Origin of the sequence: Anaerocolumna sp. MB42-C2, from assembly GCF_030913705.1 — a bacterium.
GTDB lineage: Bacteria > Bacillota > Clostridia > Lachnospirales > Lachnospiraceae > Anaerocolumna.
Window position 1 is genome coordinate 5,635,726 of the sequence record NZ_CP133190.1, and the last position, 15,457, is coordinate 5,651,182.

At 34.3% G+C, this 15,457-nt stretch carries 17 protein-coding genes and 1 riboswitch; of the genes, 14 read left to right on the top strand and 3 right to left on the bottom strand.

The window, feature by feature from the left end; all coding sequences use genetic code 11:
• Nucleotides 1–108: 108 nt before the first annotated feature.
• From RBU59_RS24865 to RBU59_RS24920, 12 genes are all read left to right on the top strand, one after another.
• On the top strand, nucleotides 109–540 hold the full coding sequence (locus RBU59_RS24865; RefSeq protein ID WP_308145168.1) for a MarR family winged helix-turn-helix transcriptional regulator: 432 nt from the start codon (nucleotides 109–111) through the stop codon (nucleotides 538–540).
• 73 nt (nucleotides 541–613) lie between these two features.
• Entirely contained in the window at nucleotides 614–1,396 is a 783-nt protein-coding gene (locus tag RBU59_RS24870; RefSeq protein WP_308145169.1) for a 1-acyl-sn-glycerol-3-phosphate acyltransferase, read from the top strand.
• Nucleotides 1,393–2,223, top strand: coding sequence for a glycosyltransferase (locus RBU59_RS24875; RefSeq protein ID WP_308145170.1), 831 nt, complete (start codon nucleotides 1,393–1,395; stop codon nucleotides 2,221–2,223). Before RBU59_RS24870 ends, RBU59_RS24875 begins: the two co-directional genes overlap by 4 nt.
• Nucleotides 2,224–2,227: 4 nt before the next feature.
• On the top strand, nucleotides 2,228–2,449 hold the full coding sequence (locus tag RBU59_RS24880) for a hypothetical protein (RefSeq protein ID WP_308145171.1): 222 nt from the start codon (nucleotides 2,228–2,230) through the stop codon (nucleotides 2,447–2,449).
• A complete protein-coding gene (locus tag RBU59_RS24885) occupies nucleotides 2,439–2,768 on the top strand; it encodes a hypothetical protein (RefSeq protein ID WP_308145172.1) in 330 nt (109 codons plus the stop codon). Before RBU59_RS24880 ends, RBU59_RS24885 begins: the two co-directional genes overlap by 11 nt.
• Before the next feature lie 519 nt (nucleotides 2,769–3,287).
• A riboswitch (cobalamin riboswitch) is annotated at nucleotides 3,288–3,522 on the top strand.
• A 241-nt stretch (nucleotides 3,523–3,763) separates the two neighbouring features.
• Nucleotides 3,764–4,786 (top strand): homing endonuclease associated repeat-containing protein, encoded by a 1,023-nt coding sequence (locus RBU59_RS24890; protein WP_308145173.1) that lies wholly within the window; start codon nucleotides 3,764–3,766, stop codon nucleotides 4,784–4,786.
• Between the two features lie 21 nt (nucleotides 4,787–4,807).
• Nucleotides 4,808–5,566 carry an energy-coupling factor ABC transporter permease gene (locus RBU59_RS24895; RefSeq protein ID WP_308145174.1) on the top strand — a complete coding sequence of 253 codons (759 nt, stop codon included), beginning with the start codon at nucleotides 4,808–4,810 and terminating at the stop codon, nucleotides 5,564–5,566.
• Nucleotides 5,567–5,569: 3 nt separating this feature from the next.
• Nucleotides 5,570–5,884: an energy-coupling factor ABC transporter substrate-binding protein gene (locus RBU59_RS24900; RefSeq protein ID WP_308148635.1), complete on the top strand. Its 315-nt coding sequence runs from the start codon at nucleotides 5,570–5,572 to the stop codon at nucleotides 5,882–5,884.
• 56 nt (nucleotides 5,885–5,940) lie between these two features.
• Nucleotides 5,941–6,846, top strand: a complete 906-nt coding sequence (gene cbiQ / locus RBU59_RS24905) for a cobalt ECF transporter T component CbiQ (protein ID WP_308145175.1) — start codon at nucleotides 5,941–5,943, stop codon at nucleotides 6,844–6,846.
• A gap of 14 nt (nucleotides 6,847–6,860) precedes the next feature.
• On the top strand, nucleotides 6,861–7,685 hold the full coding sequence (locus tag RBU59_RS24910) for an energy-coupling factor ABC transporter ATP-binding protein (RefSeq protein WP_308145176.1): 825 nt from the start codon (nucleotides 6,861–6,863) through the stop codon (nucleotides 7,683–7,685).
• A 343-nt stretch (nucleotides 7,686–8,028) separates the two neighbouring features.
• Nucleotides 8,029–9,696 (top strand): recombinase family protein, encoded by a 1,668-nt coding sequence (locus tag RBU59_RS24915; protein ID WP_308145177.1) that lies wholly within the window; start codon nucleotides 8,029–8,031, stop codon nucleotides 9,694–9,696.
• Nucleotides 9,684–10,877 carry a S8 family peptidase gene (locus RBU59_RS24920; protein WP_308145178.1) on the top strand — a complete coding sequence of 398 codons (1,194 nt, stop codon included), beginning with the start codon at nucleotides 9,684–9,686 and terminating at the stop codon, nucleotides 10,875–10,877. Before RBU59_RS24915 ends, RBU59_RS24920 begins: the two co-directional genes overlap by 13 nt.
• A 133-nt stretch (nucleotides 10,878–11,010) precedes the next feature.
• Here the strand turns inward: RBU59_RS24920 and RBU59_RS24925 are convergent, their stop codons facing one another.
• The gene (locus RBU59_RS24925; RefSeq protein ID WP_308145179.1) at nucleotides 11,011–12,267 is read right to left on the bottom strand and encodes a peptidoglycan-binding domain-containing protein; all 1,257 of its coding nucleotides are present in this window, start codon (nucleotides 12,265–12,267) and stop codon (nucleotides 11,011–11,013) included.
• Between the two features lie 364 nt (nucleotides 12,268–12,631).
• Here RBU59_RS24925 and RBU59_RS24930 point away from each other — a divergent pair, with 364 nt between their 5' ends.
• On the top strand, nucleotides 12,632–12,979 hold the full coding sequence (locus RBU59_RS24930; protein ID WP_308145180.1) for a four-helix bundle copper-binding protein: 348 nt from the start codon (nucleotides 12,632–12,634) through the stop codon (nucleotides 12,977–12,979).
• 82 nt (nucleotides 12,980–13,061) lie between these two features.
• Here RBU59_RS24930 and RBU59_RS24935 read toward each other — a convergent pair whose 3' ends face one another.
• Together RBU59_RS24935 and RBU59_RS24940 are read right to left on the bottom strand one after the other, a co-directional pair.
• Complete coding sequence (locus RBU59_RS24935; RefSeq protein WP_308145181.1) at nucleotides 13,062–14,234, bottom strand: cation:proton antiporter; 1,173 nt, start codon at nucleotides 14,232–14,234, stop codon at nucleotides 13,062–13,064.
• Nucleotides 14,224–14,577, bottom strand: a complete 354-nt coding sequence (locus tag RBU59_RS24940; protein WP_308145182.1) for a hypothetical protein — start codon at nucleotides 14,575–14,577, stop codon at nucleotides 14,224–14,226. The genes RBU59_RS24935 and RBU59_RS24940 overlap by 11 nt, the downstream gene beginning before the upstream one ends.
• Nucleotides 14,578–14,743: 166 nt before the next feature.
• On the opposite strand from RBU59_RS24940, the gene RBU59_RS24945 reads away from it, so the two are divergent.
• Nucleotides 14,744–15,325: a manganese efflux pump gene (locus tag RBU59_RS24945; RefSeq protein ID WP_308145183.1), complete on the top strand. Its 582-nt coding sequence runs from the start codon at nucleotides 14,744–14,746 to the stop codon at nucleotides 15,323–15,325.
• The last annotated feature ends 132 nt before the right edge of the window (nucleotides 15,326–15,457 follow it).

Below are 15,457 nucleotides of genomic sequence, written 5' to 3' on the forward strand. Positions count from 1 at the left end.
AGTTATGAACAGGCAAACAATTATAAAGAATTCAATAAAAAACAACAGCACACTGTTGAAATATGAAAATTAATGTGATATAATTATCAAAAAAAGGAGAATAAATCAATGAATGAACAAATATATAGTTTTATTCCTTTATTAAAAATGATAAATGATGGGATTGAAAAGAAAATAAATAATGAATTAAAAGAATTTGATTTAACATTTTCTCAAATTAGAGTAGTTGCATTATTATATCATTCAGTGCAGGAGAATTATTCCATGAAAGAACTGGAAAAAATATTTCATGTTTCTCAGCAGACAATTGCCGGAATAGTAAAACGACTGGAAGCAAAAGATATGATTGTCAGCATATCAGATGCCGATGATAAGAGGATAAAGAGAATAAAACTTACAGAGAATGGTAAGAAATTAGGTGCTGAAGCACAGCTAATAAAAGTGGAAAAAATTGAAGAATGGGTATTAAAACCTCTTAATGCCGAAGAACAGGATATGATATTGTCTTTGTTGAAAAAAATATATAATTATATTGAATAGAGAATAAAAAGTAATTAAGAAATTATTTTTTATGACCAAAACAACAGCATACTGTTAAAAGGAGCGTGATTTTATGAGACAGATAAAAGGTATATCTGTTAGATATTACAAGACCTATGCTGATGAGTACATAGAAAGTAATAATCAAAATTGTAAACTTCAGGACAACTATAAATGGTTCCGGCAGAATATAGAGTATCGATTAATTTCCTTTATTATCTATGGCCTCGCATGTGCATTTGGATGTTTTTACAGCAGATTAATATTACATATTACCATACGAAACAGAAAAATATTACATTCCTATAAAAATACAGGATATTTTCTATATGGAAATCATACTCAGCCAATCGGTGATGTCTTTATTCCTTCACAGCTTGTATTTCCCAAAAGAATGTATACGGTTGCCAGTACAGCGAATCTGGGTATTCCGGTAATCGGAAAACTATTACCACTGATGGGAGCTTTGCCGATTCCGGAATCCTATCAGGATATGAAAAAATTCTTAAATGCAATTAAATATCACATCGCGGATCAAAAATGTATTGTGATTTACCCGGAGGCACATGTCTGGCCTTACTGCTGCTTTCTGCGTCCATTTCCGATTACATCGTTTCAATTTCCTGTATCCACAAAAAGCCCGGCATTTTGCATGACAACTACATATCAAAAAAGAAGAATCGGAAAGAAACCAAAGATAACAGTTTATATCGATGGACCCTTTTGTCCGGATAAGTCCCTAAAACAAAAAGAACAACAAAAAAGATTATGCAGTGAAATATATAACTGTATGACAAATAGAAGCAGGCATAGCACTTATGAATATATACAATATAGGAAGGAGCCTGAACAATGAATCTATTATATTGCGGAGATGACAACATTGCAGATGGATTAATTATTTCCATATTGTCTTTATTAAAAAATGTAGATGAGGATATGAAAATATTTGTACTAACGATGACATTACAGATACATGGAAAACAATATCAGCCTGTTTCCGAAGTAATCATTGATTTCTTAAATCAAAGGGTGAAAAAGACTAATCCAGGTAATTCGGTAGTAAAACTGGATGTAACTGAGTTATTTAAGACAGAATTACCGGATGCCAATATGGAAACACGGTTTACTCCCTATTGTATGCTGCGATTATTTGCAGACAAAATACCTGAGTTGCCGGATCGGATTCTATATCTGGATAATGACGTTATATGCAGGAAAAATTGTAGTGAATTTTACTATCAAGATATTAGTAATCTAGAATTAGCCGGAGTTTTGGATCATTATGGTAAATGGTTTTTCAGAAATAATCTGTTAAAGATGGATTATATTAATTCTGGTGTTTTGTTATTAAATTTAAAGATGATCAGAGAAACGGGATTATTTGAAGAATGCAGGGCTTTATGTAAGCAGAAAAAAATGTTTATGCCGGATCAGTCAGCAATTAATAAATTATCCAAATTAAAAACAATTCAGACAGGAAAGTTCAATGAACAGCGAAAAGTACATGAGAATACAGTGCTGCAACATTTTACAACAAGTTTCCGCTTTTTTCCATGGCTTCACACCTTGACTGTTAAACCATGGCAGATCAACAGAATACATAATGAATTAATACTATTTGAGTACGATGATATTTTAGATGAATACAAAGCATTGATTACAAATGAGAAAGGATGTTAATAAAATGAATCAGATTTTAATTCCGGTATTTTTTACAATTGATAACAAGTATGCTCCATATCTTGATTGTGCCATACGTTCCATGATCGAGAATGCATCAAAAGAATTTGAGTATAAAATTATTGTTTTACATCAGGAACTGACAGAGGAGAATATTCACAGAATAGAAAAGAATGTAAAAGATCGAGTTTGTCTTGATTTACCCGGAACAGGAGATGTGGTTTAACTATAGAAAACCGAGACCACTAAAAAGAGGAGCTTATTATTATGCAGCCGCGAATCAGGTTCCAATCATATCCTGCTTTGTTGAAATTCATGATATCCGACAAAAAGATAATGAGCAGTTCTATAAGACAGAATATATAATGCATGTACTTAAGCCAATTTACCCCGACAATAGTAAGGATATAAGAGAAAACAGTTTAAGGATGATGGAAACTGATTATCGGCAAAAGAGAGAAGCTTATGAAAGTGCATATGGTAAAAAATTATACTATGAATTTGGAAAAGATGACATTGCAGGGTGGATATCAAAGGATATTTAGCGATCAGACATAATGCAAGACAGAGAGAAACGTTAATTCAGTTATTAGAAAAGCAAAGAATGAATTAAAAGAGGACAGCTTTATTACGGCAGTATGCGGTTATGGTGGAAAAACCATGACGCAAAAGCAGGTGTATTATATTCAGGAAGTAGTTATAGGTGAAATTATGCAGACTCCTATGCATCATTTGATACCATTCAGCCGCAGGTTGAACTATAACACGTTTTACATGGAATGACCGCCGATTAAATAAGCAGCTGTATTGACATGATTTATGTGTTATTGTATAATGAATTCAATTAAATAATTAACAGATGCGATGAGGAATGAATATAAAAGGCAGTAACTCTTAATCAAAAGTCTGGTGAAAATCCAGCACAAGTCAACTTGCTGTAATTACTGAAATTAGGTATAAGTCAGCGAAGGTCGTATCCTATACGAAATTCTTATAAGTGTGCACTCTGTTAAGACGAATTTTTTATTATGATGCTCACTCTATTTAGAATGGGCATTAATTATTTTATTAAAATAACTTTTTGTGGCCATACTCCGTTTAGTGAGTATGGATGGACAAGGGAATTGGGTGTGAATCCCAGACGGTACCGCCGCTGTATACGTGGAGTCCATTCTTGTTGATGAAAATCAGTCATTGGGGTAACCTGAGAAGGCTAAGGATGGACGCGGAAGTAGAACATATTTAGATTAATACTTCGAAAACGTGAGTCAGAAGACCTACAAAAAGAGAATGTTGGCTATAATTCTGTCTAAATTGCCAACGAAATTCGCAGAAAATCGGCTGTGACAATTATTATTGTCATGGCTTTTATTTTTTTGAAAGCAATGGAGCATTTGTAGACTGGACTACTAAATACCCAATTACTTCAACTAACGGGAGAAATGTGAAATAAATTTTTACCGGTTAATATAAAAATAACTGCTATGATAAAAGAGTGGGGTGATAACAGCTAATTATAATAAAAAAGACGAGGTTAATCATGTATACTTTAAAACTCTCTAGTTTACAATTATCACAACTTTATACAGAACTTGTACAAATAGCAAAGGCCAATAATAAGGAACTTGGAAAAGAGGATGAAGAATCTGATATCAAGAAGACTTTTTCTTTATCCTTTCCAAAAGGAAAACAACTATACAGGAGTCTATCGGATGAACAGCTTCTTCATTTCATTACGGATATCGCCAAAGAGATAGGTCATTCTCCATCGCAGAAAGAAGTTTTTTGGGTTATACGTGAATATATAAAATTACGATTTAAAAAATGGCCATATGCACTGACTGCCGCAGGATTGTCTAAGAGTGCGGGGGAAAAAGGCCAGGCTCTCGAACAGATAATAGAGAGGAAGGAATGTTATAAACAGATGATTTTAATAATCCGTGATAAGGCGAAAGATTTAGGACGTATTCCGCATCCAAAAGATTTGCCTGGAATATATATAGAAATGGGCAAGCATAATCACTCATGGCAGGAAGCAATAAAAGATGCAGGTCTGGACCAGAATTTCTTTGTATATAACTCTTTATATATCATTAACGATTTAGAGCAAGAATATATCGGGTATCTGATGGAGGTATTAAACCAAGCAAAACTTCTTAAAAGAGCACCGATGCGTAATGAAATAGATATAGAAATAAAAGAAAAGCTGATAAAGCGCTGCGGAACCTGGAGAAACACCCTATATCAAATCGGATTGGAACCTGTAACAAGAATAACACCATTTTCAGCGACTGGTAGTCATAATCTACAAAATGATATAAAACAGTATCATCGAAACACTTTATATGATTGTCATTATAAAGTGTTAAATCCTGACATTGAAACACAAAATGATCTTATGTACATAAAAAATTTATCAGGGAAATTAAAGCATATACCGAATAAGAATGAAGTACCGGTTGATATCAAATTACGGCTGCAGAAAAGTTGCGGTTCCTGGTCGAATGCTCTTTACCAATTGGAATTTATAGAAAAAGTTAGTAGTAAAAATATATATCCATAAATTAAATAGGAGGAAATGATCATGAAAAAATGGACAAGAGCAGAAAAGAGAATATTTTGCATTTCAGTAATGTTTGCATTATTTTTTGCTTCTTCCGAGACAGCATATGCTATGCACATTATGGAAGGGTATCTGCCGGTTCTTCATTGTGTTGCATGGGGAGTTATCAGTATACCGTTTCTTGTAGCAGGAGTAATCAGCATACGGCATACGGTACAGCAGAAACGCCGGGCTTTAATTTTATTAGCAATGTCAGGAGCATATATTTTTGTCTTGTCGTCACTTAAAATCCCGTCAGTGACAGGAAGTTGCAGTCATATGACTGGTACGGGATTAGCAGCAATTGTTTTTGGCCCTTTGGTTACCAGTGTCTTAGGTATTATTGTATTGATATTTCAAGCAATACTATTAGCCCACGGAGGATTAACAACGCTGGGAGCCAACACATTTAGTATGGCAATTGCGGGTCCGATTTTCTCAATACTTCTTTATAAATTGGGACTAAAATTAAAATTAAACAAAAGAATCACTATTTTTGTAGCTGCGGCGCTGGGTGATTTATTTACATATTGCGTTACAAGTTTACAGCTGGCACTGGCTTATCCCAGTGCGAATGGTGGGGTCAGCGCAAGTGCTATTAAATTTCTGGCTGTTTTTGCACCAACACAAGTACCCCTAGCTGTTATTGAAGGAATTTTGACCGTAATAATTATTATGGGTATGGAAAGCTTTGCTGCACCTGAATTAAAAGAAATTGGTTTTATAAAGGAGGCAAAGTAAATGATGTCAAAAAATAAAAAAACCATAATTATATTATTAACATTTGTATTAATTCTTGTAATTGTACCATTATTTATTTTAAAAGGAGCAGAGTTTGGAGGCAGCGATGATGCCGGAAGTCAAGTTATTCAGGAAATAGCCGGACAGGATTATGAACCATGGTTTACACCGGTTTTGGAAAAAGCCATAGGCGGTGAACTACCGGGAGAAATCGAAAGCCTGATTTTTTGTGTACAGACCGGTATTGGAGTTGGAATACTAGCATATTCTTTTGGATATCTAGTGGCTCGTAAGAAATACACAGGAACAGAAAAATAAAAAAGTAAAACTCGGTCTGATATATGTTTCAGACCGAGTTTAATTTGGAGAGAGATATGATACTAACTGCTTTATTAACAATTATTGTAATTTGGTGTCTCTTTTATGCTATAATTCCAAACTATATACTGTTATTTTTAGGTTTACTTTTTGGAGGAATTATGATAGCCATGAGCCGTCATAAACATGAGGGATTTATGACGATAGATGCCATAGCTCAAAACTCGCGTTTGAATAAGGTACATTCTTCCTTAAAATTTTGTACAGTTCTGATTCTGATGATCTTAAGTATTGTTTCGCATTCTCCGATTGTTGGACTGTTTTTAACAGTTTTTATGCTTATATTAATAGTTATAGTTGGTGGTATGGAGCTGCAGGAATATTTTTCTATACTTTCATTACCCGTATCATTTCTCTTAATAAGCGGGTTAGCACTTCTTTTTGAATATAGTTTACAATCAACGGGCGCAATTAATTTACCGATATATCATGGCTATTTAATTGTCAGTAAGACAGCGCAGTTACGAGCTGCACTTGTCATGTCAAAAGCATTGGGGGCAATAAGCTGCCTGTATCTACTCAGTTTGACAACACCGATGTCTGAAATTATTGATGTTTTAAGACGTTTTCATACACCGGACATCATTGTTGAGTTAATGTATTTGATTTATCGTTACACCTTTATTTTATTGGAAATGCATCATTCAATGAAAGATGCTGCAAAAAGCAGACTTGGATTTATTAATTACTCAATCAGCATACAAACTACCGGAAAGATTTATTTTAATTTACTTTCCAGAAGTTATCAACAGGCTAACAAAAATTTTGATGCAATGGAAAGCCGATGTTATACGGGTGAAATCCGGTTTTTAGAATCTAAAAAGGAAATAAGGCAAATTCACATTATTGCTGCTGTGTGCTTAATTATTTTTACATTAGGTATTACTGTTGTTCTATACTAGAAGGAGGCATGAGATTGGAAGAAATACTTCGTTTTGCCAAAATAAGCTTTAGTTATGATAAAGAGCGAATTGCTTTAAATGATTTGTCGGTTTCATTATATACTTCGGAAAAAGTAGCGGTACTTGGGAATAACGGAGCCGGAAAAAGCACTTTCTTTTTATGCTGTAATGGAATAGTGAAACCCAAAAGCGGTGAAATATATTTTAAGAAGAATAAATTTCAATGGACGAGAAAAGAGAATATTTTGCTAAGACAGGCGGTAGGCCTGATATTTCAAGACCCGGATAATCAGATTATTGCAGGAACTGTTGAAGCAGAAATAAGTTTTGGCCCTATGAATCTTAAATTAGATGAAAACACAGTACGAAAACAGGTGGATGATGCCATAACAAATATGCAATTGGAAGAGATGCGTTTAAGAGCCCCCCATTACTTATCCGGTGGTGAAAAAAAACGTGTCAGTATTGCGGATGTCCTTGCGATGAATCCTCAGCTATTGTTATTGGATGAGCCTGGCGCAAGTCTGGATCCAGCTAACACCAGTTTATTGGAAAAAAATCTTGACATGCTGACTGAAAAAGGACTGGGGCTTGTGATTGCTACCCATGATGTTGATTTTGCATGGCGTTGGGCAGACAGAATATTGGTATTTCACAGAGGAGAAGTTGTAGCTGATGCTGATCCGGAAACCGTATTTTCAAACAGTTCACTTCTAAATAGATGTGGATTAGCACAGCCTATTTTATATCAGGTAGGAAAGATATTCAATATGAATCCGCTTCCGCGTGTAATTGCGGACGTTAGAAAAATGAGTGAATTACCCAGAAGTAATAAATAGTATCAATTATTTTTCATAAGAAACAGAAATAGCTAATTTCAATCTTCTCATAGGTGGTGAAGTTATTTAGGATTGTCAGAATTATGTGGAAGCAGCGGGTTAAAGAGATGAAATATTTAAGTTGTTAAGTTTACATAACTTAACAACTTTTTTTTATTGTAATAGGACAAGAAATCAAATAAATATACTACTATTGATCAATCATACATAAATGGTATGGAGGTGAACGCATGATAGTTATTAAAGAAATTTTCAAAGAATCCTCTAAAGAAGAGAGGCAGAAGACTATAACACAAATAATTGTTAGGATGATTAAAAATAAGCAAAAAGGATTGGTTTAAAGGTGGCAAGTTGGAAAAAGGATGAGTTGAATTTTCAGTTTACTGATTTGCCTGTCAATGAAAGTAGTGTGTTAGATACATATACGGAGAAAGCAGCTCTGTATTGCAGATTATCAAAGGAAGACGAGGATAAAATCAATCAAGGTGATGAAAGTGCAAGTATTCAGAATCAAAAGATGCTTTTGATGGATTATGCCTTTACGCATAAATTTGCTGTTTATAACATCTATTTTGATGATGATTATTCCGGACTTGATAGTGAGAGACCGGCATTTAAGAAATTAATCCGAGATGCAAAAAATGGCTGTTTTAATACGATAATATGTAAGACACAGTCAAGATTCACCAGAGATATGGAACTGGTGGAAAAATACATACATGGTTTATTTCCTATCATCGGGATTCGATTTATCGGAGTAGTTGATCATGTAGATACTGATATAAAAGGAAATAAAAAGGCCAGGCAGATCAATGGATTAATAAATGAATGGTATTGTGAGGATCTTTCAGAAAATATTCGGAGTGTATTTCGTACTAAGATGGAGAAAGGGCAGTTTATAGGTTCTTACGCTCTATATGGTTATAAAAAGGACCCCAAAAACAATCACAAACTAATTATTGATGAAGAAGCTGCTGCTGTCGTAAAAAAAATATTTAACTACGCTGTGCAAGGGCTGGGAAACAGGCAAATATGTGATAAACTCTATGAGGAAAAAATTCCTACTCCTACAATTTATAAGAAGCTGCAAGGCTTTAATTACCAACATACATTAAAAGACGAAACCTTTGGGAAAAATGGTATCTGGGGAGTTACAACAATAAAAAGTATGCTAAGTAATCGTATATATATAGGAGATATGGTTCAGGGCAGGAAACGTAAGGTCAATTATAAAAGTAAAAAGGTTATAGCTGTCCCTGAATCAGAATGGATTATAGTTCCTAATTGCCATGAACCTATTATTGAAAAAGATATATTTGATTTGGTTCAAGAAATAATAAAAACCAGAAGATATGCCCGTACATCTTGTAAGGATGGAAAGAAAAGAATCAATTTACTTGCCGGTAAGGTGAAATGTAAGGATTGTGGCAGTACTTTAGCCAGATTTAATGGAAATACAAAGTATATTTATTTATATTGTCAGTTATACAAAAGGTCTAAAAAGGAACAATGTACCCCTCACTCAATTCGGTATTCAACCTTGCTTGAGATATTGGAAGAGAGAATCCATTCTATTATTGATAATCATTTGAGACAAAATCAGATAGGTGAATTTTTAATCTTACAGAACAATGATAAGAAGCTGATATCAAGTAAACAATCAGAATTAAGTAATAATGAAGATAAGATGAAAAAAACAAAAAAAGCATTAGCCACATTATATGTAGATAAGGCAAATGAAATCTTGTCTAAGGAGGAATATATAGAGATAAAGAATTCATTAACTACTGAAGTAGAGAATTTATATATGGTATCTGAAAAGTTAAAACTCGAGATAAGTGATCTATTGAATAAAAGCAGCTATCAGGATAAAAAAGAAGATTTAATAAGGAAGTTGGCTGACTTTGATACCTTAGATCATGAGATTATAAATGAATTTATTGATTATATTGAAGTTGGAGAAAAGGATACAGACAATAATCAGGAAGTTTTTATTCATTGGAGATTTTAAAGATAATTTTTGTATTCAAACATTTCACCCATGTGGCCAGTATTGCAGCCGGGAATGGTCGGGCCAGTAATGGAAGAAACCGGGGAGTTGCATCCCAGAGTGAACTACTTATAGTAAAATTGGGTACCTCCGTGGGTGATTCCTTTCCCAGAACGACTCAGCTGATGCAGGGAATCGATTATTGTATCAAAAGAGCGATTGAACTTAACAGGCCAATAGCCATCAATATCAGTTTTGGTAATAATTATGGCTCTCATAGCGGAAATTCATTACTTGAGAATTACATAAATGAAATAGCAAACCGCTGGAAGACCAATATAGTTATCGGTACCGGCAATGAGGGTGCCGCCGGGAAACATACAGGAGGTATCTTAAGCGGTGACCCGGGTGCTCAAAGAGAAATTATAGAATTGGCAGTAGGAGCCTATGAATTTACTTTTAATTTACAGATATGGAAAAACTTTTATGACCGGTTTGAAATTGTTATAACTTCACCCGGAGGAACCCGGGTGGGGCCGATTCCGGAGAGGCTTGGAACTCAGCAATTTAGAATCGGTCAGACGGAAATTTTCTTATATTACGGTAAGCCTCTTCCCTATAATGTGCAGCAGGAGATCTATATTGAGTTTATACCGGTTAGAGATTATATAGAATCAGGAATCTGGAATATAGAATTAGTTCCTATCGATATCGTAGTAGGCAATTATGACATGTGGCTTCCCTCGGGTGGGGTATTAACACCTGAGACTGAATTTTTAAGACCTACGGAACAAACAACGCTTACGATACCCTCGACTGCAGAGCGGGCAATTACAGTGGGAGCTTATGATGCTTATAATGACAGTCTTGCGTTTTTCTCCGGAAGAGGATTTCCAAGAGGAGTTACCTCCGTCAAACCGGACTTAGTAGCACCCGGTGTAAATATTACGGCAGCGGCACCGGGAGGAGGATATACAAGCCGTTCCGGTACCTCTATGGCTACGCCATTTGTTACGGGAAGTGTGGCACTTATGATGGAATGGGGGATTGTTAATGGTAATGACCCTTACATGTATGGAGAGAAAATGAAAGCTTATTTAATAGCAGGTGCAAGACATTTAAGCTTTGAGCAGGTTTATCCCAATCCAACCTTTGGGTTTGGAGCATTATGCTTAAGGGATACGATTGCTCTGACCCAATGAAATTAAATAATAAATAAGAACGGACTGCCTTCATAGATAAATGATTCTATGAAGGCAGTTTCTAAATACCGGACACCAGGTAAGGTGTAATTTGCAATTACTAATTCAAAATCCGATCACAGATTTCGAACAATTAACATCTAAGGACAGTATTGTTATATTTGTTAAAGAACAGCATTATACTGTACCAGGTTCCAACATCCACCTTACCGGTAATAGGTAAACTAAATATACGTTGATATACTTTAACAGCTTCTTCCGTAGTTTTACTATAGATACCATTACTTTTATTCACAGGTATCTCAGGATAGACCGTAGCAATATTATTTAAATAATCTTGAATTATTGTTATGGCATCGCCGGAGAAACCAATTGATAGCTCTACACCCGGCCATAAATATGAGACTCCTGCATTATTATTTGTTGAATTTAAATATAAGGATTCACCAAAAAAGTATCGAAGAATATTAATTGCTTGATAACCATCCGTACCGAGATCTTTTGATATCCATTTTTCCATCATGTTTCTGCATTTAATTAGTGCTCCTTTGCAGTAAGGAGTCAGAAGTGGCTGGGTAATTCCGGGTTTTGATAAATAGTAGTAGAAAAAAGAATCCACTATATTACTAATATTGTCGTAATAATTTCTTCCATAAATCCATTTGTTATCAAATACATTCGTGTCTGTAATATTAAAATCATAACCCTGTCCTGGATACCAGTTGGTATAAAATCGGTTTAAAGTAAAAGATAAAGTAGCAAAAATATTCGCATATATGGTTTCTATGGGCCAGGTAGGATAGATTTCATTAGATACTACATTTTTGATATAATCTTTGTAACCGGTACATAAATTAGGTACTATGGTATCGGAGGGTATGCCGGTATGAACGATCAGATGATCAGGAATTATCACCGGTTCATCCGTGTTGATAATTTCTTTTTCGATTTCTGTTACAACGGAGGGAGGATAGTATCCGGAAAGAGTATGTGCCCCAATAATAATTTTTTTAGTATCTATTGTATTAGATGCATGTGACAGATTAACAGGCTGAATTGCCAGAACTTCCGGAAAAATCTGTGTACCATAGATTTCTACAGTCTGAAAATCTGGAGCGCTTATCTGTAGTATATAAGGTTCATAAGGCAGAACATCATATGGTTCCATACTATAATAAACAGGAGGAGCTAATAATTCTATTACCAATGTTTGACCGGATATGTTGGTTTGAGTTTCTTCTAATATTTTGCTTTGGTTTTTCATATTGTAAATCCGTACCGTAGCATTTTCAACAGGTTTTTTGCTCATTTCATTATTAACTTTAACCAGTAATTTACCGTAGGATTTATTCTCTGATTGAAATGGATAAATAATATTTTTCTGATTCATATATTCTCTTGATTTTATTCTTTATTTCTATATATGCTAAATAACTAAGAAATAATATAAATACGCAATTGATAATAAATACAAATCTGAACTCACCGTTATATGATATTTATCTATATGAATTATTGTTAAGACGAATAATATTACTCATAATCAAACATAATTGATAATGTAAATTTTATTAGGCAATTGCGAAACGAAATAGTTTTTTGAATATGCCATACAATTGATACAAATTTCATAGCTTCAGTTGCCCTCTGGGCAAGATTCAACTTTGAAATTGTATGAATTGTATGACATATAGATACAATATGTGAGTTTCGCAATTACCTAAATTTAAATTTTATTATAAGGAGATATAAGTATGTTAGGAGTAGCAAATACAATTGAGAGAAATCAGGCGTGTATTGATGCTTGTACAAAATGCACACAGGCTTGTTATGAATGCTTTCAGGCTTGTTTGAATGAAGAGGATTTGAGTGCCCGCAGAAGTTGCGTCAGTATGCTCGTAGAATGTGCCATGATGTGTCAGATGTCCGTAGCTATGATGTCAATGAACGGAGAATTTTCAAAACAGCACTGCGCCTTATGTGCACAGATCTGTGACAGATGTGCAAATGATTGCTCTATGTTTCAGGATGATCATTGCCAGAAATGTGCACAGATTTGTCAGATGTGTGCGGATGAATGCAAAAAAATGGCCTCTATGTAAATGCTGTTTTTTGTAGAAGTATCTAAAGAAAGAGCTTATGCAATGACTAAAACGTTCATATTGCATAAGCTTTTTTCACTAACTATAAAACAATTTCACCCGATTTTACAAGAGCTATTTTGGCGGCAATCGGGCCGATAATTGAATAAATAAAAGTGGAACACAAAATAATAACGCGTATCTGAGGAGCGTAATCAGGAACCAGGCTTCCGGCTACGGCAACTAATCCTAAAGCAACTCCGGCTTGCGGCATTAATGTAGGACCTAGGTATTTGCAGATTTTTTTATCTTGTTTGGTAATACGTCCTCCTAACCAAGCACCGAACCATTTACCTACAATGCGCATAACCACGTATAATAAACCTATTAATCCAATTCCTTTTAAAGCCGATATATCAAACCCGGCTCCGGAAATAACAAAAAAGATCATATAAATGGGAGGATTAAAAGAATCAGAGATAGTCATAATATTTTCGATATCTGAAAAAGTATTTACTAAAACTGCACCCAGGGCCATGCAGGCAAGCAATGGTGAACCATGCAAGACAGTAGCAATCCAATAGGTAAATAATATAAAGGAAACTATGATACATAATCTGTTTGAGGATTTCTTAAACCATCGAAAAAATAACTTCATTACAAGACCGGCTACAGCTCCCAGGATAAAAGAAATGAATATCTCATAAAAAGGGGACAATACAGATAATATAAGGTTCGTATCTGTATGAGATGAAATTAAGTTGACTATAGTAGTAGCAATACCAAATCCAATTAATGCTGTTGCATCATCTATTGCTACTACACTCAATAACATGGATGTCAGTGAACCTTTTGATTTATATTGATTAATTACCATAATAGTCTGTGCTGGTGCAGTAGCAGCTGCAATTGCTCCTAACATTATGGAGAGTTTTAAATCAAATTTCAATAAGATTAATACTCCGATTACTAAAATGATTGCGCCGGAAGACTCAGCTATGGCTATAATAACAGGTGCAATTCCTACTTTTTTGTAATAATTTAAATTAAATTCACTTCCAATCGAGAAGGCAATAAAACCTAATGCAATATCAGATATTATATTAAAATTATTAACCATTTCCGCGGGGATAAAACCCAAGATGGAAGGTCCTAATAATAGACCGGCAATTAAATAACCGGTCACATTAGGCAATTTTATAAATTTGGCAAGTCTGCCGAAGAGAATCCCGGAAAAAAGTAGTAGAGCCACATCAATAAGTAATTTATTTTCCATTGTCAATAATCCCCTTTACATAATCTATAGGTAAGCTAAACACAATTCCATTATCTTTAATGTTAAGATCGCCGACAGTTTTTTCTATTATGTTTACTGCTTCCTTTAGCTGTTCATCATGGATAATTGCAAATATTAAATTGCCTTTTTCTCTTTCGGGATATAATAATTTTCTTAAGGAACCCAAAAATGGAAGTTCATCTTCATCATGTTTATGACTTAGGATTCTTGCCATTCCCATACTCTCCAGTACGGTTGCTCCACTTATACCATTATGAGCAAATTCGGTTAAAATTGTATCTAATTTTTCGGTTTTGTTCAGAACATAAAAAAATAATCTCATAATTACCTCCTTTTAGATGAGATATTTACTGGTTACCTAATAATAGTAGCATTTTATTTAATAATATACAAGAATTGAATTTATCGGTTCGGCTGCTATCAACATTGTAAACAAAACGACAACATTCGCATAAGATAAACAACGACTAATTTTTAGAGGTTTTCTTATGGGAATATTAATGATTGTTTTTTTGACATTTGCGGCAACTGCCGACAGTTTTATAATTGCTTTCAACTATGGTATTAAAAAAGTTATTATCAGCAATTCTTCCAATTTCTTTATTTCATTTCTTTGTCTATGCGGTACACTGTTTTCCATGTTTATAGGAAAAACACTTGGCGGTTTTGTTTCCGCAGAAATGGCTGACATAATAGGCAGTATCGTACTTGTTGGCTTTGCAGTTTATATGTTATTTAATACAGTGTATTCTGACAAAAAAGGAGAACATCAGTATACGCAGGATCCATCCGTTGTTGATAAGGATAATTCCAAAGTGATAGAGCTCAGGGAATCCTTGCTGATAGGGATATTTTTAAGTATAAATAATATGGGAATGGGAATTGGTGCAGGTATTGCAGGAATGTCGGTTTCCGTAACACCGTTAATTTGTGCGGCGGCTAGTTTTATTTTTATAAAAGCAGGCTGTATATTAGGCAGACATATAACATCTCAAAAACTTTCAAAGAACTTAGAGATGTTTTCTGCAGTTTTAGTATTACTATTGGGTATTATGGGTTTCTTTAACTGATAAGAAAAAAGGTTAATGTTTGAGAGATTCTTATAACCGGTTATAAAGTTCATTTGACTTTTATTTTACATTTGTATACAATAATATAGAATAATTCATAACAGAAAAAAAATCGGTTAGAACAGTGATTCA

Excerpts from the sequence above, each read along its gene's own strand:
- RBU59_RS24865 (WP_308145168.1), top strand. The coding sequence starts at position 109 with ATGAATGAACAAATATATAGTTTTATTCCTTTATTAAAAATGATAAAT.
- RBU59_RS24870 (WP_308145169.1), top strand. The coding sequence starts at position 614 with ATGAGACAGATAAAAGGTATATCTGTTAGATATTACAAGACCTATGCT.
- RBU59_RS24875 (WP_308145170.1), top strand. The coding sequence starts at position 1,393 with ATGAATCTATTATATTGCGGAGATGACAACATTGCAGATGGATTAATT.
- RBU59_RS24880 (WP_308145171.1), top strand. The coding sequence starts at position 2,228 with ATGAATCAGATTTTAATTCCGGTATTTTTTACAATTGATAACAAGTAT.
- RBU59_RS24885 (WP_308145172.1), top strand. The coding sequence starts at position 2,439 with ATGTGGTTTAACTATAGAAAACCGAGACCACTAAAAAGAGGAGCTTAT.
- RBU59_RS24890 (WP_308145173.1), top strand. The coding sequence starts at position 3,764 with ATGTATACTTTAAAACTCTCTAGTTTACAATTATCACAACTTTATACA.
- RBU59_RS24895 (WP_308145174.1), top strand. The coding sequence starts at position 4,808 with ATGAAAAAATGGACAAGAGCAGAAAAGAGAATATTTTGCATTTCAGTA.
- RBU59_RS24900 (WP_308148635.1), top strand. The coding sequence starts at position 5,570 with ATGTCAAAAAATAAAAAAACCATAATTATATTATTAACATTTGTATTA.
- cbiQ (WP_308145175.1), top strand. The coding sequence starts at position 5,941 with ATGATACTAACTGCTTTATTAACAATTATTGTAATTTGGTGTCTCTTT.
- RBU59_RS24925 (WP_308145179.1), bottom strand. The coding sequence starts at position 12,267 with ATGAATCAGAAAAATATTATTTATCCATTTCAATCAGAGAATAAATCC.
- RBU59_RS24930 (WP_308145180.1), top strand. The coding sequence starts at position 12,632 with ATGTTAGGAGTAGCAAATACAATTGAGAGAAATCAGGCGTGTATTGAT.
- RBU59_RS24935 (WP_308145181.1), bottom strand. The coding sequence starts at position 14,234 with ATGGAAAATAAATTACTTATTGATGTGGCTCTACTACTTTTTTCCGGG.
- RBU59_RS24940 (WP_308145182.1), bottom strand. The coding sequence starts at position 14,577 with ATGAGATTATTTTTTTATGTTCTGAACAAAACCGAAAAATTAGATACA.
- RBU59_RS24945 (WP_308145183.1), top strand. The coding sequence starts at position 14,744 with ATGGGAATATTAATGATTGTTTTTTTGACATTTGCGGCAACTGCCGAC.